The 23,583-nt window shown below is 67.5% G+C and carries 23 protein-coding genes; 8 read left to right on the plus strand and 15 right to left on the minus strand.

What is annotated here, in order from left to right; all coding sequences use genetic code 11:
- Nucleotides 1–133: 133 nt before the first annotated feature.
- Together ACTT2I_RS17030 and ACTT2I_RS17035 are read right to left on the minus strand one after the other, a co-directional pair.
- The gene (locus tag ACTT2I_RS17030) at nucleotides 134–1,312 is read right to left on the minus strand and encodes a glutathionylspermidine synthase family protein (protein WP_421098797.1); all 1,179 of its coding nucleotides are present in this window, start codon (nucleotides 1,310–1,312) and stop codon (nucleotides 134–136) included.
- 3 nt (nucleotides 1,313–1,315) lie between these two features.
- Nucleotides 1,316–1,879 (minus strand): DUF1190 domain-containing protein, encoded by a 564-nt coding sequence (locus tag ACTT2I_RS17035; protein ID WP_070472525.1) that lies wholly within the window; start codon nucleotides 1,877–1,879, stop codon nucleotides 1,316–1,318.
- Nucleotides 1,880–2,083: 204 nt separating this feature from the next.
- Here ACTT2I_RS17035 and ilvD point away from each other — a divergent pair, with 204 nt between their 5' ends.
- From ilvD to ACTT2I_RS17050, 3 genes are all read left to right on the plus strand, one after another.
- A complete protein-coding gene (ilvD, locus tag ACTT2I_RS17040; RefSeq protein ID WP_421098796.1) occupies nucleotides 2,084–3,922 on the plus strand; it encodes a dihydroxy-acid dehydratase in 1,839 nt (612 codons plus the stop codon).
- Between the two features lie 62 nt (nucleotides 3,923–3,984).
- A complete protein-coding gene (locus ACTT2I_RS17045) occupies nucleotides 3,985–4,587 on the plus strand; it encodes a hypothetical protein (protein ID WP_421098795.1) in 603 nt (200 codons plus the stop codon).
- A 164-nt stretch (nucleotides 4,588–4,751) separates the two neighbouring features.
- The gene (locus tag ACTT2I_RS17050) at nucleotides 4,752–5,381 is read left to right on the plus strand and encodes a hypothetical protein (protein ID WP_421098794.1); all 630 of its coding nucleotides are present in this window, start codon (nucleotides 4,752–4,754) and stop codon (nucleotides 5,379–5,381) included.
- Between the two features lie 25 nt (nucleotides 5,382–5,406).
- Here ACTT2I_RS17050 and dinG read toward each other — a convergent pair whose 3' ends face one another.
- The 3 genes from dinG to aroE all read right to left on the minus strand — a co-directional run bounded on the left by dinG (nucleotide 5,407) and on the right by aroE (nucleotide 8,864).
- Complete coding sequence (dinG, locus tag ACTT2I_RS17055) at nucleotides 5,407–7,509, minus strand: ATP-dependent DNA helicase DinG (protein WP_421098793.1); 2,103 nt, start codon at nucleotides 7,507–7,509, stop codon at nucleotides 5,407–5,409.
- 142 nt (nucleotides 7,510–7,651) lie between these two features.
- Nucleotides 7,652–8,008, minus strand: coding sequence for a hypothetical protein (locus ACTT2I_RS17060; protein WP_088433489.1), 357 nt, complete (start codon nucleotides 8,006–8,008; stop codon nucleotides 7,652–7,654).
- A gap of 10 nt (nucleotides 8,009–8,018) precedes the next feature.
- The gene (gene aroE, locus ACTT2I_RS17065; RefSeq protein WP_088433488.1) at nucleotides 8,019–8,864 is read right to left on the minus strand and encodes a shikimate dehydrogenase; all 846 of its coding nucleotides are present in this window, start codon (nucleotides 8,862–8,864) and stop codon (nucleotides 8,019–8,021) included.
- A gap of 52 nt (nucleotides 8,865–8,916) precedes the next feature.
- Between aroE and ACTT2I_RS17070 the strand changes: the two genes are divergently transcribed.
- Nucleotides 8,917–9,792, plus strand: coding sequence for a TolB-like protein (locus ACTT2I_RS17070; RefSeq protein ID WP_421098792.1), 876 nt, complete (start codon nucleotides 8,917–8,919; stop codon nucleotides 9,790–9,792).
- Nucleotides 9,793–9,857: 65 nt separating this feature from the next.
- On the opposite strand, the gene ACTT2I_RS17075 is transcribed toward ACTT2I_RS17070, so the two are convergent.
- The 4 genes from ACTT2I_RS17075 to ACTT2I_RS17090 form a co-directional block, all read right to left on the minus strand.
- Nucleotides 9,858–10,127, minus strand: a complete 270-nt coding sequence (locus tag ACTT2I_RS17075; protein WP_253247693.1) for an SHOCT domain-containing protein — start codon at nucleotides 10,125–10,127, stop codon at nucleotides 9,858–9,860.
- A 34-nt stretch (nucleotides 10,128–10,161) separates the two neighbouring features.
- Nucleotides 10,162–11,151 (minus strand): porphobilinogen synthase, encoded by a 990-nt coding sequence (hemB, locus tag ACTT2I_RS17080; RefSeq protein WP_088433486.1) that lies wholly within the window; start codon nucleotides 11,149–11,151, stop codon nucleotides 10,162–10,164.
- A 27-nt stretch (nucleotides 11,152–11,178) separates the two neighbouring features.
- Complete coding sequence (locus tag ACTT2I_RS17085; RefSeq protein WP_421098791.1) at nucleotides 11,179–12,096, minus strand: bestrophin family protein; 918 nt, start codon at nucleotides 12,094–12,096, stop codon at nucleotides 11,179–11,181.
- 134 nt (nucleotides 12,097–12,230) lie between these two features.
- Entirely contained in the window at nucleotides 12,231–12,479 is a 249-nt protein-coding gene (locus ACTT2I_RS17090) for a hypothetical protein (protein ID WP_019185442.1), read from the minus strand.
- A 181-nt stretch (nucleotides 12,480–12,660) separates the two neighbouring features.
- Here ACTT2I_RS17090 and ACTT2I_RS17095 point away from each other — a divergent pair, with 181 nt between their 5' ends.
- Nucleotides 12,661–13,119 (plus strand): hypothetical protein, encoded by a 459-nt coding sequence (locus ACTT2I_RS17095; protein ID WP_421098790.1) that lies wholly within the window; start codon nucleotides 12,661–12,663, stop codon nucleotides 13,117–13,119.
- A gap of 119 nt (nucleotides 13,120–13,238) precedes the next feature.
- Here ACTT2I_RS17095 and ACTT2I_RS17100 read toward each other — a convergent pair whose 3' ends face one another.
- The 4 genes from ACTT2I_RS17100 to ACTT2I_RS17115 form a co-directional block, all read right to left on the minus strand.
- On the minus strand, nucleotides 13,239–15,050 hold the full coding sequence (locus tag ACTT2I_RS17100) for a DUF885 domain-containing protein (RefSeq protein ID WP_421098789.1): 1,812 nt from the start codon (nucleotides 15,048–15,050) through the stop codon (nucleotides 13,239–13,241).
- Between the two features lie 79 nt (nucleotides 15,051–15,129).
- Complete coding sequence (locus ACTT2I_RS17105; RefSeq protein WP_421098788.1) at nucleotides 15,130–15,639, minus strand: cytochrome c oxidase assembly factor Coa1 family protein; 510 nt, start codon at nucleotides 15,637–15,639, stop codon at nucleotides 15,130–15,132.
- Nucleotides 15,640–15,678: 39 nt separating this feature from the next.
- On the minus strand, nucleotides 15,679–17,907 hold the full coding sequence (locus ACTT2I_RS17110; protein ID WP_421099390.1) for a S9 family peptidase: 2,229 nt from the start codon (nucleotides 17,905–17,907) through the stop codon (nucleotides 15,679–15,681).
- 159 nt (nucleotides 17,908–18,066) lie between these two features.
- Entirely contained in the window at nucleotides 18,067–18,756 is a 690-nt protein-coding gene (locus tag ACTT2I_RS17115; protein ID WP_088433481.1) for a glutathione binding-like protein, read from the minus strand.
- A 106-nt stretch (nucleotides 18,757–18,862) separates the two neighbouring features.
- Here ACTT2I_RS17115 and ACTT2I_RS17120 point away from each other — a divergent pair, with 106 nt between their 5' ends.
- The 3 genes from ACTT2I_RS17120 (at nucleotide 18,863) to ACTT2I_RS17130 (ending at nucleotide 21,526) form a co-directional block, all read left to right on the plus strand.
- Complete coding sequence (locus tag ACTT2I_RS17120; protein WP_088433480.1) at nucleotides 18,863–19,498, plus strand: TIGR00645 family protein; 636 nt, start codon at nucleotides 18,863–18,865, stop codon at nucleotides 19,496–19,498.
- Nucleotides 19,499–19,685: 187 nt separating this feature from the next.
- Complete coding sequence (locus ACTT2I_RS17125) at nucleotides 19,686–20,687, plus strand: energy transducer TonB (protein WP_088433479.1); 1,002 nt, start codon at nucleotides 19,686–19,688, stop codon at nucleotides 20,685–20,687.
- Nucleotides 20,688–20,830: 143 nt separating this feature from the next.
- The gene (locus tag ACTT2I_RS17130) at nucleotides 20,831–21,526 is read left to right on the plus strand and encodes a transposase (protein WP_088433478.1); all 696 of its coding nucleotides are present in this window, start codon (nucleotides 20,831–20,833) and stop codon (nucleotides 21,524–21,526) included.
- Between the two features lie 121 nt (nucleotides 21,527–21,647).
- Here the strand turns inward: ACTT2I_RS17130 and ACTT2I_RS17135 are convergent, their stop codons facing one another.
- A complete protein-coding gene (locus ACTT2I_RS17135) occupies nucleotides 21,648–22,832 on the minus strand; it encodes an ABC transporter permease (RefSeq protein WP_293980733.1) in 1,185 nt (394 codons plus the stop codon).
- A complete protein-coding gene (locus ACTT2I_RS17140) occupies nucleotides 22,829–23,575 on the minus strand; it encodes an ABC transporter ATP-binding protein (RefSeq protein ID WP_088433476.1) in 747 nt (248 codons plus the stop codon). The genes ACTT2I_RS17135 and ACTT2I_RS17140 overlap by 4 nt, the downstream gene beginning before the upstream one ends.
- Nucleotides 23,576–23,583 lie beyond the last annotated feature (8 nt).

The raw sequence follows: 23,583 nt of genomic DNA on the forward strand, positions 1-23,583 counted from the left end.
ACCCATCCCGGCGACTGGCAGCGGTGACAGCGTACCGCCACCCGATCCGCATACCGCCACAGGCGGTGGCCGTCATCGAGATGCCGGCCAGGCAATGGGCGGGCACGCAGATGGCGCCGGTACACCATGCTCATCAGACGAAGATGCGCGTCGGCGCTTCGTCGATGATCGCGTGCGGTACGAAGCGGGCGCTGTCGCGGGTGATCCGGCTGTTGTCCTCGCGGATACCCATGCCACACGCCTGGTCGCCCACCACCCAGCTGCCGATCAGCGGATACCCGCCATCGAACGCGGTGAGCGGATGCGCGGCCTGGCGGATTGCCGGGCCGGTATACGGGCCCTCGCTTTCCTGCCAGCTGCCATCGGCCAGGTGCATGGCCACGTTGGCGCCCTCGCGCGAGAACAGCGGCTTGCGCACCCAACCGCGTGGCAGCTCGCTGCCATCGTCGAACTCGGCGGCGAGCAGGTTCGGGTGGCCGCGGTGGCGCTGCCACAGCAGCGGCAGCACGCCCTTGTTGCTGAGGATCGCTTTCCATGCCGGTTCCAGCAGTTGCACCCCTGAAGCGGGCAGCGCCTGGCCGAACGACTCGGTCATCAGGTCTTCCAGCGGGTACAGCTTGAACAGGCTGCCGATCACGGTGTCGTCGAGCGCAGTGAAGCGCCCGTCTTCGGACAGGCCGATATCCTCGATCGCGATCGCTTCGCCGCGCAGGCCGGCCTGGGCGGCGCAGTCGCGCAGATAGGCGACGGTGCCCTGGTCCTCTTCCGACGCACCGACCGCGCTGAAATACAGCGGCGGCGGCAGCTGCGCGGCCAGTACACCGAAACGTTCGACCAGGGCCTCATGGATCGCGTTGAACTGGTCGGCATGCGGCGGCAACCGGTTCTGGTTGCGCTGGTCCTCCAGCCACTGCCACTGGAAGAACGAGGCTTCGAACAGCGACGTGGGCGTGTCGTAATTCAGCTCGTAGAGCTTGGCCGGGCCGGTGCCGTCGTAGGCGAAATCCAGCCGCCCGTACAGGTGCGGCTCGCGGCGGCGCCAGCTGTCGGCGATCCAGTCGCGGAACTGCGGCGGGATCGCCAGCTGCTCCATCAGCTGCTGGCTGCCCACCACCTCGTCCACCAGGTCCATCGCCATCGCATGCAGCTCGGCGCTGGGATCTTCGATGTCCTGTTCGATCTGGCGCAGGGTGAAGGCGTAGTACGCGGTTTCATCCCAGTACGGCAGGCCATCGATGGTGTGGAAGCGGAACCCCGACTCTTCGGCCCGGGCGCGCCACTGGCTGCGCTCGGCGATACGCACGCGCTGCATCGATCAGCCGCCGACGCTGCTGCGGTTGCTGCTGGTGTTGCCGAAGCCACCGCGGCTGGCGGTGACCGCCCGGTTCGGGGTGGCGTTGACCGGGGCCAGGCCGGCCTTGCCGGCGCCGATACCGCTGGCGGTGTTCATCCCACCGGTGGACGGACCCGGACGGGCCCAGCCCTTGGCCTTGTCCTGATAGGCCGGCGCCGCCGCCGGCTGCTGGGCCAGGCCCGCGCCGCCACGGTTGCTCAGCATCTGCGACATGAAGAAGCCCATCATCATCGGGCCGATGAACGAATGGCCGGTCGAGGTCTTCTGCTCCACGCACTGCTCGGCGTTGTACTCGGCCTCACAGGCTTCACGCGTGGCGTACTTGGGGGCCGCATCGGCCGACTGCTTCTGCGCCTCGGCAAAGGCGTTGCGGCAGCTGGACGGATCGCCGGTGGCTTCAGTACAGGCCTGCACCGAGGTGTAGAGCCCCTCCTGCACCTGCACGGCCTCGTTCTTCTGGCAGGCGGTGAACAGCAGCGGCGCAGCGCTCATCAGCAGCAGCGCAGTGGTCCTGGAACGTTTCATGGCGTCATGCCCCCTAATGCGGTTATCTCCCCAATCATGCCTGATCGGCGCGAACAACCAAAACCAGCAAAGTCGAAAACATGAACAGCGTTTCAGGATTCGATCCCGCGGCAGCGGCGAAGGTGGTTGCAAACGCAACCGGAATTTTTCGGCAGAATCGAGCTGAAACGCGCCCCCACGGCCCGCCAGATCCTGCCAGCCACCATGCCTGAATACCGCTCCCGCACCTCCACCGCCGGCCGCAACATGGCCGGCGCCCGCGCCCTGTGGCGCGCCACCGGGATGACCGATGGCGACTTCCACAAGCCGATCATCGCCGTCGCCAACTCGTTTACCCAGTTCGTGCCCGGCCACGTGCACCTCAAGGACCTGGGCCAGCTTGTGGCGCGCGAGATCGAGCAGGTCGGCGGCGTGGCGAAGGAGTTCAACACCATCGCGGTGGATGATGGGATCGCCATGGGCCACGACGGCATGCTGTATTCGCTGCCCAGCCGCGAGATCATCGCCGACTCGGTGGAGTACATGGTCAATGCGCACTGCGCCGACGCGCTGGTGTGCATCTCAAACTGCGACAAGATCACCCCCGGCATGCTGATGGCCGCGCTGCGGTTGAACATCCCGGTGGTGTTCGTCTCCGGTGGGCCGATGGAAGCGGGCAAGACGCGCCTGTCCGAGCACAAGCTGGACCTGGTGGATGCGATGGTGATCGCCGCCGATGAAAGCGCCAGCGATGAGAAGGTCGCCGAATACGAGCGCAGCGCGTGCCCCACCTGCGGCTCGTGCTCAGGCATGTTCACCGCCAACTCGATGAACTGCCTGACCGAAGCACTGGGCCTGTCGCTGCCGGGCAACGGCTCGACCCTGGCCACGCATGCCGACCGCGAGCAGCTGTTCCGCCGTGCCGGCCGCCTGATCGTGGAACTGTGCCACCGCTGGTATGGCGGCGAAGAAATCGGTGCGCTGCCCCGCGGCATCGCCACCCGCCAGGCGTTCGAGAACGCGATGACGCTGGACATCGCGATGGGCGGCTCGACCAACACCATCCTGCACCTGCTGGCCGCAGCGCAGGAGGCGGAGGTGGACTTCGACCTGCATGCCATCGACGCGCTCTCGCGCCGTGTCCCGCAGCTATGCAAGGTAGCCCCGAACACGCCGAAGTACCACATGGAAGACGTGCATCGCGCCGGCGGCGTGTTCGGCATCCTCGGCGAACTCGCGCGCGGTGGGCTGCTGCATACCGACGTGCCGACCGTGCACAGCCGCACCCTGGCCGAGGCGATCGCACGTTGGGATGTCGCGGTGAGCAGCGATGAAAAGGTCCACGATTTCTTCCGCGCCGGTCCGGCCGGCATCCCGACCCAGGTCGCCTTCAGCCAGGCCACGCGCTGGCCGACGCTGGACGTGGACCGTGCCGAAGGCTGCATCCGCAGCGTCGCACATGCCTATTCCGCCGAGGGTGGACTGGCCGTGCTGCGTGGCAATCTGGCCATCGATGGCTGCGTGGTGAAGACCGCCGGTGTGGACGAATCGATCCATGTGTTCGAGGGCAACGCGCGCGTCTTCGAGAGCCAGGATGCCGCCGTGCAGGGCATCCTCGCCGATGACGTGGCGGCCGGCGATGTCGTGGTGATCCGCTACGAAGGCCCGCGCGGCGGCCCGGGCATGCAGGAGATGCTGTACCCGACCAGCTATCTGAAATCCAAGGGGCTGGGCAAGCACTGCGCCCTGCTCACCGACGGCCGTTTCTCCGGCGGCACCTCCGGGCTGTCGATCGGTCATGCCTCACCGGAAGCGGCCGCGGGCGGCGCCATCGGCCTGGTTCGCGATGGCGACCGCATCCGCATCGATATCCCCGCACGGCGCATCGATCTGCTGCTGGATGACGCCACGCTGGCGGCACGCCGTGCCGAGCAGGATGCACTGGGCTGGAAACCGCGCGAGGCGCGCCCGCGCAAGGTCACCGGTGCGCTGAAGGCCTATGCGCTGCTGGCAACGAGTGCCGACAAGGGCGCGGTGCGGGATCTGGCCAAGCTGGCGGGGTAGACGCCGGGCGCCACGCCCGACATGCGCTAAGGTGCAGGTGACATACCAACAGGGACGTGGCGATGGCGTTGTTTTCGATGGTACTGGCCTTGGCAATGGGCGCGTCAACGGCGGCGGCGTCCGAACCAGCATGTGCGGTGGACCGCAGTGCGATGTTGGCGCTGTCGGTGGAGGCCTTCGACCAGGACATGGGCGGGGGCTGGCGCGCGCTGGACGCCCGCCCCGGCTGCCAGCAGGCCGCCGCGGACCTGCTCGCGGCCTACCGCGCGCAGCCCAAGGCTTCCGGCATCATGTTGCTGGTCTGGCATGAGGCCCAGATCCGCGCGGACCTGGGACAGACCGCGCAGGCGGTGGCGCTGATGCAGCAGAGCTACAAGCCTGCCGCGCAGGACCGGGCCGGCTGGAACCTGTATGTGGATGGCAGCATCGCCTTCCTGCAGCAGGACCGCACAGCCCTGCAGCAGGCGCGCGATGCGCTGGCACTGATCGCCCCGCCAGCGGACATGCCGGTGGTGGATGGCATGCTGATCCTCAACGACAACGGCAATGAACAGCGCATCCCGTGGCCGCCCAACCTTAACGTGCTCGACGGGTTGATGCACTGCTTCGACAAGCCGTACCGCGAGGCTTACGGCATGGCGTGCCGGGCACCGGCAGCCCGTTGAGAAGGGCATCCACGCATGGCGTGGATCTACGGGTTACCCCATCACCCGCTTCAACGGCGGCAGTGAATCGATGATGCGTTTGCCGTTCCGGCGGGTATGAGCGCTTGACCCATCACGCACCGCTGGAAAACACTCGGTGCAGACCTCTGCACAAGGATGTGACGATGCACGGCACGCGTTCTCTGCTCTTACTGGCCTTGTCGGCCGTCGCATGTCCGGCCTTTGCCGACGACTGCGCCGTGGATCGCGCCGCGATGCTGGCGCTGACCCCGGAGCAGTTCGATCAGGATCTGCGGGGCGGCTGGCGGCCGATGGCGGAGAAGGCCCAGTGCCAGTTCGCTGCCGCCGATCTCATCGCGGCCTACCGTGCGCAGCCCAAGGCCGCCGGCAACAGCACGATGATCTGGCATGAAGCGCAGCTGCGCGCGGAGGCTGGGCAGGATGCGCGGGCGGTGGAACTCATGCGCCAGACCTATAAACCCGCACCCGATGCCGGTGGCTGGAATCCGTATGTGGATGCCAGCATCGCCCTCATCGAGAAGGACCAGCCGGCCCTGGCCGCCGCCCGCGCGGCGCTGGCAGCCGTGCCTGCGCCGCCGGAGGCCAACGTCAAGGACGGATTTTTCAGTTTCACGATGCCGAGCGGCGAGGTGATGCAGGTCGCCTGGCCGCCCAATCTCGATGTGGTCGATGCGTTTGTGCGGTGCTTCGGCCAGAGCTACCGGCAGGCCTACTCCAATCAGGCCTGCCGTCATCCAGACACCTCGGCCGCGCCTCACGGAAGCACCCCCTGACCGAGCTGCCAGGGAGCAATCTGCGCTACCCGATCACCCGCTTGAACGGCGGCAGTGAATCGATGATGCGTTTGCCGTAGCGGCGGGTCAGCAGCCGCGAGTCGAGGATGATCACGCGGCCGGTATCGGTGGAGGTGCGGATCAGCCGGCCGGAGAACTGAGTCAGCGTACGCAGGGCGTGCGGGATCGCGATCAGGTTGAAGGCGTTCAGGCCACGGCTCTCGAACCACTCGCTCAGCGTCGAGGTCTGCGGGTCGGTCGGCACCGCGAACGGCACCTGGGTGATCACCACCGTGGTGCAGGCCTCGCCAGGTAAATCGAGGCCCTCGCCAAAGGAATTGAGCCCGAACAGCACCGAGCCCTCGCCGGCCGCCGTGCGCCGCAGGTGTTCGTCGATCATCTTCTGCTTGGCGGTCTCGCCCTGCACCAGCACCTGCTTGCGCTGCGCGGCCGGCATCAGCTCGGCCACCTTTTCCATCTTCCAGCGCGAGGTGAACAGCACGATGCTGCCCTTGTCCCAGTCCAGTTCCTTGACCAGGTACTTGGCGATCTCCTTGGGATGACCTTCCTTGTCATCCGGGGTCACCGGAAACGCCGGCACGATCAGCTGCGCCTGGTTGGGCAGATCGAACGGCGAGGCCAGCGAGACCATCTCGGCCTCGGCCGGAATGCCGTTGTCGATCGCCAGCGCCTGGAAATCGCCGCCGCCGGTGAGCGTGGCCGAGGTCATCACCACCGAGTCCACTTCATCCCAGAGCAGCTTGCGCAGCACGTTGGCGGCCGACACCGGCGAGCCATGCAGGACCAGGTCGCCATCGCGCGAGAGGGTGATCCAGCGCGCGGTGGGCGGCTGGCCCTCCTTGTCTTCGCGGCGCCAGCCGGTCCACAGGTTGTGCTGCTGCTCGATCATCTCCAGCGCCATGCCGAGGTTGCGCTGCAGGCGCTCGCGCGCGGCATCCTCGGGCTTGCCCTTGGCCACCTGGGTCAGCGCGGCGTGGGCCCAGTTGAACAGTGCGCGGGTGTCGTCGGCGATGGCCTCGATGTCCGGCATCCAGATCTCCGGCAGGCGGCCGTTCGGGGCGCGCCACATCGGTTCCTGCGCGGACGGGTCCGGCCGCCAGCTGCGGTCGATCACGTCGCGGAAGGCCTTGAGCTGCTTGCTGACCTTGGCGGCGGCCTCGATGGCCTCGTTGGGCAACAGGTTGCCCAGCTTGTCCTTGTCCACTGCGCGGTAGGACGCGGCGATCAGGACCTGCAGGCGGCCGGTGCGCTTGGCCATCTCGTCCAGCGCGAGACTGGCCGCGCCCTGGTCAATGGCGACGTTGCCGATGTGATGGCCTTCATCGAGCACCAGCAGCATGTCCGACGGCGGGGCGATCAGCGGCTGGCCGTTGTCGCTCTCACCGATCGACAGCGCCGACAACAGCAGCGCGTGATTGGTCACCACGATCTGTGCCTCGCGCACGCTGTTGCGCGAACGCAGCACGGCGCACTGCGCCGAGTAGGCGCACTTGCGCCCGGCGCAGCCCGAGGCCGGCGTGGTGATGCGCGAGCGCAGCGTATTGCTGATCGTTTCCGGCGCGTTGTCCAGGTCGCCGTTCCAGCGGCCTTCGAGGAAGGCCTTGCTCAGCGACTGCGCCAGGTCCATCTCGATCGGCGCCAATGGGCGGTCAAACAGCGGCTGCTCGTCTTCGAACATCCCTTCCTGCGCGCCATCGCCATGCGCTTCAGCGGCATTGCGGGTGCACAGGTAACGCGTACGGCCCTTGGCCAGCGCCACCGTGGCTTCGATGCCGGTGGCCTTGAGGAAATTGGGGATGTCGCGTTCGACGAGCTGCGACTGCAGCGCCACGGTGCCGGTGCTGATCACCAGCTTCTTCTTGGTCGCCAGCGCGATCGGCACGCCGGCGGTCAGGTAGCCCAGCGACTTGCCCACGCCAGTGGGCGCCTCGACCACGCCGACGCCGCCGCTGTGCGAGAGCGCACGCGACACCACGCCGATCATCTGGCTCTGCGAGCGCCGGGTGCTGAAGCCGGGCGTATTGGCCTGCAGCTTGGCGTAGGCGTCGCGGATGCCGGCCTTGAGTTCGTCGTTCAGGGCGCGGGGGGCTTCAACTTTTTCGGTCACGCCGGGGGACTGCCTGACTGGATCACGGTCCCCATTTTCTCACGACCCGGCGGCCGTGACCGGCGCCATTTTCCGCGCCGGTTCATCTCCGTGACGCGGCCCACGCCAGGGCGATGGACCGCGACCCGCCGTTTGCACCCGCTCAGCGCGGCGGCGGCGACGGTGGAAGCGCGCGGCCGCGCAATGCGCGGGTCATCGCCCAGACCAGCAGCACCAGGGCGAGCGCCTCGAACAGGTTGAGCGCGAAGTGGCCAGCGCCCAGCAGCTTGGACATCAGCTGCAGGTTTTCGTAGTTGCCCTGCTGCACCATCCACATCGGCACCAGGTTCAGCACCAGGCCGGCCAGCGTAGTGAGCGCCATCACGCCCAGTGCGCCCAGCGCCACGCTGCGGATCGCGCCGCGCGGGGTATCCACCACCCACACCACGGCGATCGCCAGCGCGATCAGCACCGGCAGGCGTACACCCACCATGGTCAGCATCGAGATCAGCAGGTCCATGTCCACCGGCTCAGTCCTCGCCGGCCAGCGGCGCCAGCCGGGTGCGCAGCTCGGTGTAGATCGCATCGGTCTGCGGGCGCACTGCGTGCCACTGCAGGAAGCTCTCGGCGGCCTGCTCGACCAGCATGCCCAGCCCATCAACGATGTTGCGGCAATTGGCCGAGCGCGCCCACGCGGTGAAGGCGATGGCGGCCTCGCCGTAGTTGAGATCCACCGCGGTGGTCATGCTGTTGACCAGCGACAGCGGCAGCTTGAACTCCGCGGCACGGTCGCGGCCGGCCGAGGTGGCGTTGATGATCAGTTCGAAATCGCCCAGCTCGCGGATGTCTTCCCAGTAACGGGTGATCGCGCGGCCGGGCTCGCCCATCGCATCGATCAGCGCATCGGCGCGTTCCGGGGTGCGGTTGACCACCACCAGCTCGAGGATGCCGGCATCCAGCAGGGCCGGGGCCACGCTGCGGGCCGACCCGCCGGCGCCGATCAGCAGGGTGCGTCGGCCACGCAGGTCCAGCCCGTGGCGGTCGGTGAGGTCACGGACCAGGCCGATGCCATCGGTGGTATCGCCGTGCCAGCGGTCGCCCTTGCGCAGCAGGGTGTTGACCGCGCCGGCGCGGCGCGCGCGCGAGGTCAGCGTGGTGCACAGCGCGAAGGCGGCTTCCTTGTGCGGCGCGGTGATGTTGGCGCCCACGCCACCTTCGGCGGCGAAGGCCTCCAGCGCTGCCAGGAACTCGGCCGGGGAGGCTTCGATCGCACGGTAGTCCAGCGCCAGGCCTTCCTGCCGGCCGAACGTGGCGTGGATGTGCGGCGACTGCGAATGCGCGATGGGCTGGCCGAATACGGCGTAACGGTCGGTCATGGGTGTCCTGCTCCGGGCCTAGAATGGAACGCAAACCCCAACGGACGCGATGATGCGCATTCCATTGTCTCTGCTCGCGCTGAGCGCCAGTTTACTCTGCACACCCGCCGCGATGGCGCTTTCCGAATTCGGCATCGAAGGCATGGGCGTGGTCTCGACCAGGGCCAATGAAGCCCAGGGCACGATCGCGCCGGACGGCCAGCGCATCGTCTGGGCCAGCGACCGCGCCGGTGGCCAGGGCGGCTGGGACCTGTGGCAGGCGGTGATGCGCGATGGTCGCTGGCAGGACCCTGCCCCGCTTGCGCTCAACAGCGCCAGCGACGAGCGCGATCCCTATTTCAGCCACGATGGCCGCTGGCTGTACTTCGCCTCCAACCGCCGCGGCGGCCAGGGCGGCTTCGATCTGTACCGCGCGCCCGTGGCCGCCGATGGCAGCATCGGGCCCGCGCAGGCCCTGCCGACGCCGCTCAACACGCGCGACGACGAGCGCGCGCCCGCGCTGCGTCCGGATGGGCGCACACTGCTGTTCGCACGCAATGGCACGCAGACCCAAGGCGGCTTCGATCTGTATCTGGCGCCTGTGCAGGGCGAGGGCTTCGGTGCCGCGCAGGCCCTGCCCGCCCCGCTCAACACGCCCGCCGACGAACTCGGCGCCGCCTGGTTGAGCACGGACGGTGCACTGGCCTTTACCCGCGCGAGCGCCGGGCATTCGCAGGTCATGCTGGTCAGCTGCGATCACCGCCAGGCGGCGGTGCCGTTGACGCTGTCGTTCAACACTGCCGACGGCCAGACCGGCGCGCCGGTGGTGGACGCGTCCAAGCCTACGGAGATGGTGCTGGCTGGCATGGCACGCGCACCGCGTGCCGGCGGGCTGGATCTGTACCGGATCAGGCTGCCGTCGGCGCCGCAGGCCCCGGGCTGCGGTTGACGTAGCAGTCGCCGGAAGGCCGCCACGCGTGGCGTGGCGCTACCGGTGAGGGTGCTGGCCGGGCGCTAGCGCGCCTGCAGCAGTTCCGCGCGCAGCTGCTCGTACTGCGCTTCGCTGATCTCGCCGTGATCCTTGCGCTGGTTCAATGCGGCCAACTGCGCCTGCAACGCAGGCGAGAGCTGCGCCTCACGGGCGATGCGGGCGGCGGCGGAGGGTTGCTCCGGTGCCTGCCGCGCAGCGCGGCGCACGCCACGGATCACCAGCCCGATGACCACGGCGAAGGCCAGCACACCGGCCGTCCAGGTCACCCACTGTAGCCATCCCATCGTCTGCATCATCCTCGTCCTGTATCGGGGTGGGCGCGTATTGTCAGCGCTCGCGCAGCCAACGCGCCACCTGCGGGGCGAAATAGGTCAGCACGCCATCGGCGCCGGCGCGCTTGAAGCCGATCAGCGACTCCATCACGCAGGCCTTTTCGTCCAGCCAGCCATTGGCGAAGGCGGCCTTCATCATCGCGTACTCGCCGCTCACCTGATAGGCGAAGGTCGGCACGCCGAACTGCTGCTTCACCCGGCGCACCAGATCCAGGTAGGGCATGCCTGGCTTGACCATCACCATGTCCGCACCCTCTTCCAGGTCCAGTGCGATCTCGCGCATGGCTTCGTCGCCGTTGGCCGGGTCCATCTGGTAGGTCTTCTTGTCGGCCTTGCCGAGGCCGGCCGAGCTGCCGACCGCGTCGCGGAACGGACCGTAAAACGCCGAGGCATACTTGGCCGAGTAGGCCATGATGCGTACGTTGACGTGGCCGGCGGCATCCAGCGCACGGCGGATCGCACCAATGCGGCCGTCCATCATGTCCGACGGCGAAATGATGTCCACGCCCGCCTCGGCATGCGACAGCGACTGCTTGACCAGTGCCTCTACGGTGATGTCGTTGAGCACGTAGCCGGCCTCATCGATGATGCCGTCCTGGCCGTGCGTGGTGTACGGATCCAGCGCAACGTCGGTCATCACGCCCAGCTCGGGGAAGCGCGACTTGAGCGCACGGACAGCGCGCTGCGCCAGCCCGTTCCCGTCCCATGCCGCCGCCGCGTCCAGACTCTTGCCGGCCGGATCGATCACCGGGAACAGGTCGATCACCGGGATGCCCAGTTCCAGCGCTTCTTCGGCCACCTTGAGCAGCTCGTCGATCGACAGCCGCTCCACGCCCGGCATCGAGGCGATCGGCGCGCGGCCGGCCAGCTCGTGCACGAACACCGGATAGATCAGGTCGTCGGTGGTCAGGGTGTTTTCGCGCATGAGGCGGCGCGAGAACTCGTCGTGACGCATGCGGCGGGGGCGATAGTCGGGATGGGCCATGAGGTGCTCCGGAACGGAAGGCAGGAATTACTGCAGCAGGTACTGCCGCGGTTGCAGGGGCTCGGGCAGCGGCTGGGCGCCGAGGCTGTCGAGCAGATCGATTTCAATGGTGCGCACCATCGCATCCAGCGGCAGATCATTGGATTCCAGTCCGAACGGCTCTTCCATCTCTTCGCCGAGCTGGTCCAGGCCGAAGAACGCATACGCCAGTACGGCCGAGACCACCGGCGTGGCCCAGCCCAGCGAGCTGGCCAGGCCGAACGGCAGCAGCACGCAGAACAGCCAGGCGCAGCGGTGCAGCAGCAGCGTGTACGCGAACGGCAGCGGCGTGGTCAGGATGCGCTCGCAACCGGCCTGGATGCTGGACAGCGCATGCAGGCGTGTTTCGAACTGGGTGTACAGGTAGGGATCGAGCTGACCGGCGCGCAGCGCCTGGGCCAGATCAGAGGCGATCATCGCCAGCAGTTGATCCGGTGCATTGCGGCGCTGGCCGAAACGCACATGGTCGGCCTCGGCCACCCACGGCAGCGCCGCCAGCGCCACGTCGCGGCCCCGCAGCCGGGCGGCCAGCGCATGCGCAAAGCCGATGCACAGCCGGCACACACGATCGCGCAGTGCGGGGTCGTCCATCAACAACGCCTGGCACAGGCGGGCCAGGCTGCGCGATTCATAGATCAGCTGGCCCCACAGCTTGCGGCCTTCCCACCAGCGCTCGAAACAGGCGTTGTTGCGGAAGCTGAGGAAGATCGACAGCACCAGGCCCAGCAGGGTGAACGGTGCCACCGACACGCGCTCGATGCCCGGGGGGTGCCACAGTTCGGCCAGGGCCGCGACCGCGACGGACAGCAGCAGGATCGCCACGACCTTCGGGGCCACCGCCGGAACGATGGAGCCGCGCAGGATGTAGAGCAGTTGCCAGCCGTGGGGACGAGGACGAATGATCATCGGTGCAGGGAGAGCGCCCGGACGGGCGTGGACCGCCGGCGGAGCCGGATGCGGCAGCCGGTCATTCTACGCCGATGGCACCGGGCGGCCGTGAGCTGCGACGGTCGGTCGCACCCTGGCCACGCACGGGCCGCTCAGATGATGCCGCCACCCAGCCCGAGCCGGACGATACCCACCACCACCACGATGCCGTTGAGCACCAGCCCGGTCCAGGCCCGGCCGCGCTTGCTGGCGTGGGTGAACAGGATGCCTATGGCGGCGATCACTGCACCCACCGCGGCAAACGGGATCAGGAACCAGTTGCCCCAGCCCAGCAGCGGGATCAGGGCCACAATCATCCAGAGCAGCGCGACGATGCCCCACAACAGACTGATCAATCCCATATCCGGCTCCTTGAGGTGAATGCGTGGCCCACCATAGCGGTTCCCGGCGCAGGCGCAAGCGGCAGCGAGACGCCGTTGGCGGGGGCCTCACCGCCGCGGTGCTAGGGTGCGCTGGCAGGGGTTGGGACCGATTCAGTCGCCAGCACCGATCATCCCAGCCATCACACACAGGGGTAACGCCATGAACATCCGATGCGCTGCATTGCTGGGCCTGGCGCTGCTCAGCGCCGGCTGCGCCAGCACCTCCAAGGTCATGCTCGGCCAGGCGCGTGCGCCGGTCGATCCGGCCACGGTGCAGATCTATTCCACCCCGCCGGCGGGGTCGCAGGAAATCGCCCAGCTCGAATCGGCCAGCGCGGTGGGGTTTGGCACGCAGGGCCAGACCGATGCCGCCGTGATGCGGCTCAAGCGTGAAGCGGCCGCCCTCGGTGCCAACGGCGTGATCCTGATGGGCGTGGGCTCCAGCGGTTCGCCGGTGGGCATGTCCGTCGGCGCCGGCAGCTACGGCTCGCACGTAGGCGGTGGTGTGGGCATCGGCATCCCGACCACGCAGAAGCGCGCGGCCGGTGTAGCCATCTGGGTGCCAAATCCGCCGCCGCCGCCGCGCCTGCCGACGCAGACGATCACCCCGCAGCGGTAACGAGCGCTGCGGTAAAGAACACCGCGGCAGGCCACGACCGTGGGGCGTGGCTGCTGGAACAGCGCACCGACCAACGGTCGGTGCCTACCGGAAAACGTCCCGCGCCTACCGGAACCGTGTCAGCGCTTGGCCGCGCCATTGTACTTCGGCACGAACACGTCGTTGACCGCCTTGGCGAGCTGGTCCGGCGGCAGCAGGCCCTGGTCGAGCAGGAAGTTGTTGAACGCCAACCGGTCGAAACGATCCCCGAGGGCCAGTTCGGTCTGCATGCGCAGCTCAAGAATGCGGGTGTAACCGTAGAAGTAGCTGCCGGCCTGGCCGGGCATGCGCACCATGTAACGGTCCAGTTCCTGGGTCGCCATCGCCTTGGACAGGCCGACCTCATCGATCAGCACGCGCTCGGCGTTGGCGCGGTCGATCTGGCCCAGGTTGAGCATCGGATCCAGCATCGCGCGGGCGGCACGCAGCAGGCGGAACTGCAGCGCGATCAGCTGCCCGTCCAGCGGCTCGTACGGCACCATCTCCGCTTCGGCATACAGTGCCCAGCCTTCCACGTTGACCGAGTTGAAGGCAAACATGGTGCGCGCCAGCGAGATGCCGCGCTCCACCATCGCGGTGAACTGCAGCTCGTGACCGGGGCGTCCTTCATGCGCGCTCAGCGTCCAGGCGGCCGAGCCGAAGTTGAAATCGTCGTACTGCGCGGCCTTGTCGCCGGCGGCCGGGTTGCCCAGCGGCAGCACGAAGGTGCCCTGCTGCCCGGTGTTACCGACCAGCGGGGCCGGCAGGAAATGCGGGGCCGGCGAGGCGGCACTTTCGGCAGCCGAGCCCAGCCGCATCTGCATCGGGCGCTGCGGCACGTCGACGATCTTTTCCTTGCGGATGATCGGGTCGATCGCATCGATCACGCCACGGTAGTGGTGCTCAAGCTGATCGTCAGGAATCTTGTCGCCCTTGAGCGCACGCACCACCGCTACCGGGTCGGTGGTGTCGGTGACCTTCAGGCCCTTGGCCTGCACCACCAGCGGTGCCAGCTGGCGCATCGCCGAGCGGGTTTCCATGAATTCCAGCTGGGCGCGCTGCATCAGCAGCGCCGGCGCGATGTCGATGCCCACGCGCTTGAGCTGGTACGCATACAGCGGCTCGGGCAGGCGCGCATCGGTGCGGGCCTTGGGCAGCACTTCGCGGCGGGTCCAGTCGCGGTACTCGCGCAGCTGGCTGGCGATGGTCTGCAGTGCCTGCTCGGCACCGGCGACCTTGTACTTGCCGAACAACTGCTCGATACCGCTGATGTAGGTATCCACATTGGCCAGCGACTGCTCGACTTCGATCTTCGTCGGCTGCAGCAGGCTCTTGTCGCCCAGGCGCTCTTCGTAGCGCTGGCGCGACAGCGTGGTCACCGGCTGCGTGCCCGCGGCAAGCCCGGCGTAGGCCTTCAGGCGATCCAGCGCCTTGGCGCGGCGCTCGGCGGGTACCTGGTCGGACAGCAGCAGGTTGAGGCCGCTGAACACCGTCTGCGGGGTGTCGCTCCACGGCAGCAGGTACTTCTCGTTGAGTTCGCTGCCTTCGATGTTCTGGTCGGCGGCGGCGATCATGATCGCCAGGTCCTGACGGACGTTGGGATCGCGCTCGGTGGCGAGCTTGGCCTGCAGTTCACTGCGCGCCTTGGCCATCGCCGCGCGGTAGCGGGCGCCGTTGTCCGGGCCGTAGTCGGCCACCTTGTCGTCGTAGCCCGGCACGCCGAAGAAGCCGGTTTCTTCCGGCTGGAACGGGCCCTGCGCATCCAGCAGGATCTGCGCCAACTGGTTGCTGCGGGTGACCCAGGCCGGCGAGGCGGCGGGCTTGGCGGCCGCGGGGGCGGCCAGGGCCGGCGGGGCCGACAGCGCGGCGGGAACGGACAGGGCCAACGCAACGGCAAGGACAAGCGGCTTCATGCAGGAACTCCAGGGCAGGATGCCTGCGACCCTACGCACTTGGCGGGTCCGGGGCAATTGGCCGGAGGTCATGCGCCACTCAGATCTGCAAGGCCTCCGGTGGCGGCGGGCAGTCCCCCTTCGCCCGGCACTCTTCCAGCGCGCAGCTTTCCGCGGCTTCGATATCGTCCAGCGCCGCCAGATCAATCGCCTCCTTGCCGTCGGTCACCACGTACAGCATCGGGTAGTCCCAGTGATCGCCGGAGCGCTTGGCATTGAGGAACATGCGGCCATTGCCCTGTGGGCCGGAGACCGCGATCACGAACTGGCTCTGGCCATTGGAATGCATCGAGCCGGCCGGCAGGTAGCCATCACGCAGCGGCTCACCCAGGGCCTCCACCAGTTCGATGTTGCAGCGCGCGCGACGCATGGCCTCCTGGTAGGGCATGCTGGATTTGCTCCAGTACGCCCACTGGGACAGCGCGAACCACACCGCCCCGGTTGCGGCGCCGATGCCGAACACCACCGCCACTGGCATGGCCCAGCGCCAGTGGCGGCGCCACCAGCCGGTGGGCACGGTCGTACCAGGAAGCGCGGGCGGCAATGTCATCGGCAAACTCCTTGTCAGGCCGGTGGCAGGAACGGGGGATCAGGGCGCCAGGCAGCGCCCCAGGAAATCCTCGGCCAGGCGGTAGCGGTGCAGCGCGTTGCTGCCCGACAGGCCATGCTTGGCACCGGGATAGGTCATCAGTTCGAACGGCTGGCCGCGCTTCTGCAGGGCGCTCATCAGCACCGTGGAGTTGGTGAACAGCACATTGTCATCGGCCATGCCGTGGATCAGCAGCAGGCGCGAGCGCAGGCCGTCGATATGCGCCAGCACGCGCGCTTCTTCGTAGCCCTTCGGGTTGTTGCCCGGCAGGTTCATGTAGCGTTCGGTGTAATGGGTGTCGTACAGGCCCCAATCGGTCACCGGTGCACCGGCCACGCCGCAGGCGTAGCTGTCGGACGCCTTGGCCAGCAGCATCAGGGTCATGTAACCGCCGTTGGACCAGCCCTGCACGCCGATGCGCGCCGGGTCGACCCAGGCCTGCTGCTTCAGCCAGGCCACGCCGCGCAGCTGGTCGGCCACTTCCACCGTGCCCTGCACGCCATACAGCGCGCCCCCGAAATCGCGGCCGCGACGCGGGGTGCCGCGGTTGTCCAGCGAGAACACCACGTAGCCCTGCTGGGCCAGGTACTGGTTGAACAGGTGATCGCCACGGCCCGGCCAGCTGTTGGTGACCGTCTGCGAGGCCGGGCCGCCGTAGACGTAGACCACCACCGGGTAGCGCTTGGCCGGATCGAAACCGGTCGGCTTGATCAGGCTGTAGTGCAGTTCGGTCTTGCCATCGGCGGCGGTCAGGGTGCCGAACTCGACCGGGCGCTGCGCATCGAGATAGCGCGCATACGGATGCGCCGGGTCTTCAAGATTGTTCTCGACCAGGGTCGCGATCTTCTCGCCGTTGGCACGGTGCAGCGCGATCTGCGGCGGCGTGGTGGTGTTGGACCAGCTGTCCACGTAGACGCTGGCGTTGCGCGCGAAGCTGGCGGTGTGCATGCCCGGCGCCTGCGAGAGGCGCTGCGGTGCGCCGCCCTGCAACGACACGGCGTACAGCTGGCTTTCGCGCGGGCTGTCCATGCCGGCACGGAAGTAGACCTTGCCGGCCTCTTCGTCCACGGCCAGCAGTTCGTCCACCGGCCAGTTGCCGGCGGTCAGTGCGGTGACGGTCCTGCCGTCATCGGAGATGCGGTACAGGTGCTCGAAGCCACTACGCTCGGACGACCACACAAAGCCGCCCTGCTTGAGGAAGCGCAGGCTGTTGTGCAGCGGCACCCAGGTCGGCGACGTTTCGGTCACCAGGGTGCGCTGCTGGCCGCTGGCCAGTTCGGTCTGCACCAGTTCGAGCGTCTTCTGGTCGCGCGACTGGCGCTGGAAGGTCAGGTGCTTCGGGTCGCGCCAATCGACGCGGGCCAGATAGATGTCGGGGTTGCGGCCCAGGTCGATCCAGCGCGGCTTGGCGTTCTGGCGCGGCGCGATCACCGCCAGTTTGACGGTGACGTTGTGGTCGCCGGCGGCCGGGTAGCGCTGCTCGATCATCTCGGTGCGGTCGGCATACATCTCGTAGCGCTTCTGCACCGGCACCGGGGACTCATCGATGCGGGCGAACGCGATTGCCGAGTCGTCCGGCGCCCACCAGTAGCCGGTGTGGCGGTCCATTTCCTCATCGGCCACGAACTCGGCCACGCCATTGCCGATGGTGTCGCTGCCATCGCCGGTGAGCTGGATCTGCTGGCCACTGGCCAGGTCGATCACCCACAGGTTGCGGGCACGCACGAAGCTGACGAAGCCGCCCTTCGGCGAGAGCTTGGCATCGGTGGCGAAGCCTTCACCGTGGGTGAGCTGGCGCACCGCGGCCTTGCCCTGCTTGCTCAGGTCATACAGGTACAGCTCGCCGCCGAGCGGGAACAGCAGGGTGCGCGCGTCCGGCGACCACTGGTAATCGACGATGCCGGTCATCGCGGCGATGCGCTGACGCTCGCGGCGGGCCTTCTCGGCATCGCTCAGGGTCTCTTCGCCCGGCAGCACCACCTTGGAATCGACTAGCAGATGGGTCTGGCCACTGGCAATGTCATACGCCCACAGGTCCAGCTGGTTGCGGTCGGCATCCTTGCCACGCAGGAAGCTGACCTGCGAGCCATCCGGGGCCACCTTGGGTTTCATCAGGGTCGGGCCGGACAACGGCAGCGGGCCGGTGATGGCATCCAGGGTCAGTTTTTCAGCGTGGGCGATCGAGGTCGAGGCGAGCATCAGGGCGAGCGAAGCAAACAGGTGGCGCATGAAGGATTCCGGCAGCGTCTGGGCAGTCCCCGGCCGCAGCTGCGGTACCGGGGAACGCTTCATCCTAACCAAAACCGTCTGGATCGTGCCGGGGGCGGGGGCGTCCGGCCCCGCAAGACGCTCCGGGGGGCCGGCCAGCGGCCGGCACGACGCACTCCCTCAGCGCTGCCCGAACAGGTGCTTGCGCTCTTCCTCGCTGAGCGGTTTGCCGGCCTGCGGGTTCACCTTCTCGCGCAGGGCATAGGCGCGCTGGGTGGCCGGACGGGCGGCGATCGCGTCATGCCAGCGTTTGAGGTTCGGGAAGGCGTCGAAGTCCACCGGGAGGGTATCGTAAGCCCCGATCCAGGGGTAGCTGGCCATGTCGGCGATGCTGTACGCCTCACCGCCGAGGTAAGCGGTCTGCGCCAGGCGCTTGTCCATCACCCCGTGCAGGCGGCGCACCTCGTTGTTGTAGCGCTCGATCGCATAGGGAATCTTGTCGGGCGCGTAGACGTTGAAATGGCCCATCTGGCCGCTCATCGGGCCAAGCCCGGCCATCTGCCAGAACAGCCATTCCAGCACCGCCACCCGGCCGCGGCTGTCGGCGGGCAGGAAGCGGCCGGTCTTCTCGGCCAGGTACAGCAGGATCGCGCCGGACTCGAACACGCTCTGCGGGGCGCCGCCATCGGTGGGCTGGTGATCGACCAGGGCCGGCATCTTGTTGTTGGGCGAGATCGCCAGGAAGGCGGGCGTGAACTGGTCCCCGGCGCCGATGTTCACCGGCTGGATCTGGTACGGCAGGCCGGTCTCCTCCAGCATCAGCGTGACTTTGTGGCCATTCGGGGTGGGCCAGTAGTACAGGTCGATCATGGCGACGGCTCGCGGATTGGGAATACCGAGTCTAGTCCGTCACTCGGCTTGGCAGGGTCAAGCCGGACCGTTACGCTGCGCCGTCCCCGCAACGCAGCATTCCAGCATGAGCTCGACCCAGACCCCCATCAGTCCCCTGTCCTCCCTGATCTTCGCCTCGCGCTGGCTGCAGCTGCCGCTGTACCTGGGCCTGATCCTGGCCCAATGCGTTTACGTGTTCCTGTTCGGCAAGGAGCTGTGGCACCTGCTGCACAAGGCCAACACCATGGGCGAGCAGGAGATCATGCTGCTGGTGCTGGGCCTGATCGATGTGGTGATGATCTCCAACCTGCTGGTGATGGTGATCGTGGGCGGCTACGAGACCTTCGTGTCGCGCCTGCGCCTGGAGAACCATCCGGACCAGCCGGAATGGCTGAGCCACGTCAACGCAAGCGTGCTGAAGGTGAAGCTGGCGCTGTCGATCATCGGCATCTCCTCGATCCACCTGCTGAAGACCTTCATCGCTGCCGGCACCCTGGACGGCCTGCCGTCGTGCGCCAGCCCGGACTACATCCTGGCGGTGCAGACGGCGATCAGCAGCATCGGCCCGAGCGCTGCAGCGGCCTTCAAGTGCGCCCCGCTGACCTCCACCGGCGTGATGTGGCAGACCATCATCCACTGCGCCTTCATCCTCTCGGCGATCGGCATCGCCTACACCGACAAGCTGATGAACGGCACGCCGAGCAAGGCGCTGTCGCACTGAGGCTTGCCCGGCAGCGGCGGCATCGGTGAGGATGCCCCCTGCCCTGACCGCCTGGCCCCCGGGCCGGGCGGGGTGATGCTAGATTGCACACCTGCGGGTCCGCCGTGGACGTCGGGAAACGTCCATGGCCGTCGGTCGGCCTGACCGCATCAGGCCCTACGTATCGTCGTCTTCAAAGGGGAGTTGGATGTCGCACGTCAAGACTCATGGCCCGGCGCGGCTGTTCGCGCCGATGATCCTGCTGGTGGCCCTGGCCGCCTGCTCGGGCAAGGACGAGACCGCACCGGCGACGCCGGCGGCCCCCGTGGCCCCCACTGCTGCCCCGGCCGCACCGGCGGTGTCGGCCAAGGTCCAGTCGATGGGCACCGAGGAACTGCGCGAACTGGCCAGCAAGGCGCTGCGCGAGAACCGTATGTACGCCCCGGCCGGCGACAACGCCATCGAGTATTACCTGGCGCTGCGTGACAAGACCCCGGATGACGCCTCGGTCAAAAGCGCACTGACCGATCTGCTGCCCTACACCCTGATCGCCGCCGAGCAGAACCTGAGCCGCGAGGACTTCGCTGAAACCCAGCGCCTGGTCGCGCTGATCGAAAAGGTCGACCCAACCGCCCCGGCGCTGCCGCGCCTGAAGCAGGGCATCAGCGGCAGCATGCAGACCGCGCTCAAGCGCACCCAGGAAGAGACCGACAAGGTCAAGAAGGACGCCGAGACCCGCGCCAAGCAACTGGTCGAACAGCAGCGCCTGGCACAGCAGCAGAGCACCGAAGCCGAGGCCGCACGGCAGATCGCCGCGCAGCAGGAAGCCGCGCGCCGCGACACCGACCGCCAGGATGCCGAGCGTCAGGCCGCCGCCCGCCGCGAGGCCGAGCAGCGCCAGCAGCAGGCCGCCGCCCAGCAGGCCGCGGCCACCCGCCAGGCCGCCGCGGCGCCGAGCCTGCGCCCGGTCAGCACGCCGGCCCCGCGTTACCCGGCCGACGCCCTGCGGTCGGGCACCTCCGGCGAAGTGCTGGTCGAGCTCACCGTCGGCACCGACGGTTCGGTGACCGCCGCCCGCGTGCTGCGCGCCACCCCGGCCCGCGTGTTCGACCGCGAAGCGCTCAACGCCGTCAAGCGCTGGAAGTTCGAACCGGTCGGCGCCCCGGTCACCACGCGCCGCACGCTTGCCTTCGCACCGGAAGGCGGCTGATTGCTTTAACGGGGACGGGGGTAGTTAATAACAGGGACGGAGGTAGTTAAGCGCGCTTGTCTGACGACTGAGCGCGCCGCAGGCCTAGCGCTTTTCCCCGCCTGGCTCTGCAAGGTAGTGAATCGCCATCAACGTTGCCGACCATGCCTCGTTCCGCCCGCCTGGTTCTCCCGGGCATCCCGCTGCATGTCATACAGCGTGGCGTCAATCGCGCTGCATTATTCATCGACGACGAAGACCGGCGTCACTACCTGCGACTGTTGCGCAATGCCTGCCAGAAGCAGGCGATCGCCGTCCATGCCTTCGTACTGATGGGCAATCACGTCCATCTTCTGATGACACCGTCGACAGCGGAGGGGCTGGCCCCGGCCATGCGGCAGTGCGGGCAGAACTATGTGCAGTACTTCAACATGCGGTATGTGCGTAGCGGGACGCTGCTGGAAGGCCGTTTCAAGTCGTGCCTGGTGGATTCCGATGGCTACCTGTTGATGGTGCATCGTTACATAGAGCTCAATCCGGTACGGGCCGCGATGGTGGCCTTCCCCGAGGACTATCGATGGTCCAGTGCCCGAGTGTATCTGGGGCTTGAGCACAACCCCATGCTGACGCCACACCCCTGCTACACCCTCCTAGGCCCTACGCCGAAAGCCCGTGCGGACGCCTACGGTCAATGGCTTCGGGCCAGCATCCAGCCACAGGAAAGAGAGCGGATCGTCGCCTACGTCGCGCAGGAGCGCGCATTGGGCAGCCGACGCTTTCAGGACATGGTGCAGCAGGCATTGCAAAGGTCCGTGGTCTACCGGCCTGCGGGACGGCCGGTGAAGGAGAGCGGCGACTAGCCGGCTGTCCGTCAGCACGCCGGTACCAACGGACGACATCCCGTTTAACCACCTCCGTCCCTGTTATTAACTACCTCCGTCCCCGTTATTAAAAAGGGCTCCTTGCGGAGCCCTTCGTGCATCAACCCGAAATCGCCAACCGTTCCTGATGGTAGCGGCGCACCGCGGCATACCAGAACAGCGCCGCCAGACCGAAGCCCGCGCCCAGATACACTGCCCACATCTGCGGGCTGATCGTTTCGTGGCGGATGATCTTGAGCAGCATCTGGTTCTGCGCCAGGAACGGCACCGCGAACTGCCACAGCTCGCTCTTGATCGGGTACACCATCAGCGCATACCCCGGCAGCATCGGCAGCAGCATCAGCCAGGTCATGTGGCTCTGGGCTTCTTTCATGCTCTTGGCCGCCGCCGACAGGAACGTCAGCAGCGAGGTGCCGATGAACAGCATCGGCAGCATGATCAGCAGCATCTGCAGCATCGGCAGGAAGCCCATGTTGAGTTGCCGGCCTACCCCGCCGGAGGACAGCTGCGCGCTGATCTTGAAGGCCGCCAGGGTCAGCAGCAACGAGGCAACACCGACCGCGCAGGCCGCGGCGATCTTGCCGCTGACGATCGCGCTGCGCGGTGCCGGGGTGGCGAGCAGCGGCTCCAGCGATTGCCGCTCACGTTCCCCGGCCGTGGTATCCATCACCAGGTAGGCGCCACCCAGGAACGAGGTGATGGTCAGCAGGATCGGCAACAGCACCGAGAGCATCATCCCGCGTTTGGCTTCGGCGGTCGCCAGGTCCTGTGCGGCAACGTCCAGCGGGCGCGCTACCTGCGCATCGATACCGCGTGCCAGCAGGCGCAGGGCACCGACCTGCTGGCTGTAGCCACCCAGCGCCGCCTCCAGGCGACTGCTGGGAATATCGGCAGCGCGGCGGGTACTGTCCTTGATGATCTCCACCAGCGCCGGCCGGCCCTCGCTCCAGTCCTTGCCGAACTCCGGGCTGATGCGCAGCGCCACATCGATGCGCTGGCTGCGGATCGCCTCGGTGAGGTCCTTCGGTGCTTCGGTCGCATTGAGGCCCTGCGACGCCAGGAAACGCACGAGATTGGGGGCGTGCTCGCCGCCGATCATCGGAATCTCCAGCGGCTGCTCGATCTGCGTCTTGACCCGGCTTTCGGCCAGTTTGCTCATGCCCAGGATCAGTACCGGGTACAGCAGCGGGCCGAGCAGCAGCGTCAGCGCGAGCGTGCGGCGGTCGCGGGAGAGATCGCGCAGTTCCTTGCGCATCACGGTCAACAGCGTGGCGAACGAACTCATGCGTGCAATCCTTCTTCGGTACCGATCGCCTTCACGAAGGCATCTTCCAGGTTGCTTTCCCCGGTCTGTGCGCGCAGCTCATCGGCGCTGCCGGCGGCCATCACCGTGCCCTGCGCGATGATCACCACGTGGTCACACAGCGCGGCCACCTCCTGCATGATGTGGCTGGAGAAGATCACGCAGCGGCCCTCATCGCGCAGCCCGCGAAGGAAGCCACGCAGCGCGCGCGTGGTCATCACGTCCAGCCCGTTGGTGGGCTCATCCAGGATCACGTTGCGCGGGTCGTGCACCAATGCGCGGGCGATCGCGGTCTTGGTGCGCTGGCCCTGCGAGAAGCCTTCGGTCTGGCGGTCGAGGATGTCATCCATCTCCAGCGCCGTGGCCAACACCTTGGTGCGCTCGCGGATCCGTGCCGCGCTCAGGCCGTGCAGCTGGCCGAAGTAGGCGATGTTCTCACGCGCGGTCAGGCGCTTGTAGACCCCACGGGCATCGGGCAGCACCGCCAGCTGGCGGCGCACCGCGACCGGGTCCACCGCCGCGTCGATACCATCGACCAGCACGCGGCCCTGGTCGGGCTTCATCAGCGTGTACAGCATGCGCATGGTGGTGGTCTTGCCGGCACCGTTCGGGCCGAGCAGGCCGGTGATACGGCCGTCATCGGCCTGGAAGCCGACGTTCTGGACGGCATGGATCAGGCCGGTCTTGGTCTTGAATGCTTTATGCAGATTCTCGGCGACGATCATGCGCGCAC

Source organism: Stenotrophomonas sp. PUT21, assembly GCF_052232875.1.
In the GTDB taxonomy this organism is placed as follows: domain Bacteria; phylum Pseudomonadota; class Gammaproteobacteria; order Xanthomonadales; family Xanthomonadaceae; genus Stenotrophomonas; species Stenotrophomonas maltophilia_N.

What these genes read in the sequence shown, in the direction of transcription:
- ACTT2I_RS17030 (WP_421098797.1), bottom strand. Translation starts at nt 1,312, where the DNA reads ATGCAGCGCGTGCGTATCGCCGAGCGCAGCCAGTGGCGCGCCCGGGCC.
- ACTT2I_RS17035 (WP_070472525.1), bottom strand. Translation starts at nt 1,879, where the DNA reads ATGAAACGTTCCAGGACCACTGCGCTGCTGCTGATGAGCGCTGCGCCG.
- ilvD (WP_421098796.1), top strand. Translation starts at nt 2,084, where the DNA reads ATGCCTGAATACCGCTCCCGCACCTCCACCGCCGGCCGCAACATGGCC.
- ACTT2I_RS17045 (WP_421098795.1), top strand. Translation starts at nt 3,985, where the DNA reads ATGGCGTTGTTTTCGATGGTACTGGCCTTGGCAATGGGCGCGTCAACG.
- ACTT2I_RS17050 (WP_421098794.1), top strand. Translation starts at nt 4,752, where the DNA reads ATGCACGGCACGCGTTCTCTGCTCTTACTGGCCTTGTCGGCCGTCGCA.
- ACTT2I_RS17060 (WP_088433489.1), bottom strand. Translation starts at nt 8,008, where the DNA reads ATGGACCTGCTGATCTCGATGCTGACCATGGTGGGTGTACGCCTGCCG.
- aroE (WP_088433488.1), bottom strand. Translation starts at nt 8,864, where the DNA reads ATGACCGACCGTTACGCCGTATTCGGCCAGCCCATCGCGCATTCGCAG.
- ACTT2I_RS17070 (WP_421098792.1), top strand. Translation starts at nt 8,917, where the DNA reads ATGCGCATTCCATTGTCTCTGCTCGCGCTGAGCGCCAGTTTACTCTGC.
- ACTT2I_RS17075 (WP_253247693.1), bottom strand. Translation starts at nt 10,127, where the DNA reads ATGCAGACGATGGGATGGCTACAGTGGGTGACCTGGACGGCCGGTGTG.
- hemB (WP_088433486.1), bottom strand. Translation starts at nt 11,151, where the DNA reads ATGGCCCATCCCGACTATCGCCCCCGCCGCATGCGTCACGACGAGTTC.
- ACTT2I_RS17085 (WP_421098791.1), bottom strand. Translation starts at nt 12,096, where the DNA reads ATGATCATTCGTCCTCGTCCCCACGGCTGGCAACTGCTCTACATCCTG.
- ACTT2I_RS17090 (WP_019185442.1), bottom strand. Translation starts at nt 12,479, where the DNA reads ATGGGATTGATCAGTCTGTTGTGGGGCATCGTCGCGCTGCTCTGGATG.
- ACTT2I_RS17095 (WP_421098790.1), top strand. Translation starts at nt 12,661, where the DNA reads ATGAACATCCGATGCGCTGCATTGCTGGGCCTGGCGCTGCTCAGCGCC.
- ACTT2I_RS17100 (WP_421098789.1), bottom strand. Translation starts at nt 15,050, where the DNA reads ATGAAGCCGCTTGTCCTTGCCGTTGCGTTGGCCCTGTCCGTTCCCGCC.
- ACTT2I_RS17105 (WP_421098788.1), bottom strand. Translation starts at nt 15,639, where the DNA reads ATGACATTGCCGCCCGCGCTTCCTGGTACGACCGTGCCCACCGGCTGG.
- ACTT2I_RS17110 (WP_421099390.1), bottom strand. Translation starts at nt 17,907, where the DNA reads ATGCGCCACCTGTTTGCTTCGCTCGCCCTGATGCTCGCCTCGACCTCG.
- ACTT2I_RS17115 (WP_088433481.1), bottom strand. Translation starts at nt 18,756, where the DNA reads ATGATCGACCTGTACTACTGGCCCACCCCGAATGGCCACAAAGTCACG.
- ACTT2I_RS17120 (WP_088433480.1), top strand. Translation starts at nt 18,863, where the DNA reads ATGAGCTCGACCCAGACCCCCATCAGTCCCCTGTCCTCCCTGATCTTC.
- ACTT2I_RS17125 (WP_088433479.1), top strand. Translation starts at nt 19,686, where the DNA reads ATGTCGCACGTCAAGACTCATGGCCCGGCGCGGCTGTTCGCGCCGATG.
- ACTT2I_RS17130 (WP_088433478.1), top strand. Translation starts at nt 20,831, where the DNA reads ATGCCTCGTTCCGCCCGCCTGGTTCTCCCGGGCATCCCGCTGCATGTC.
- ACTT2I_RS17135 (WP_293980733.1), bottom strand. Translation starts at nt 22,832, where the DNA reads ATGAGTTCGTTCGCCACGCTGTTGACCGTGATGCGCAAGGAACTGCGC.
- ACTT2I_RS17140 (WP_088433476.1), bottom strand. Translation starts at nt 23,575, where the DNA reads ATGATCGTCGCCGAGAATCTGCATAAAGCATTCAAGACCAAGACCGGC.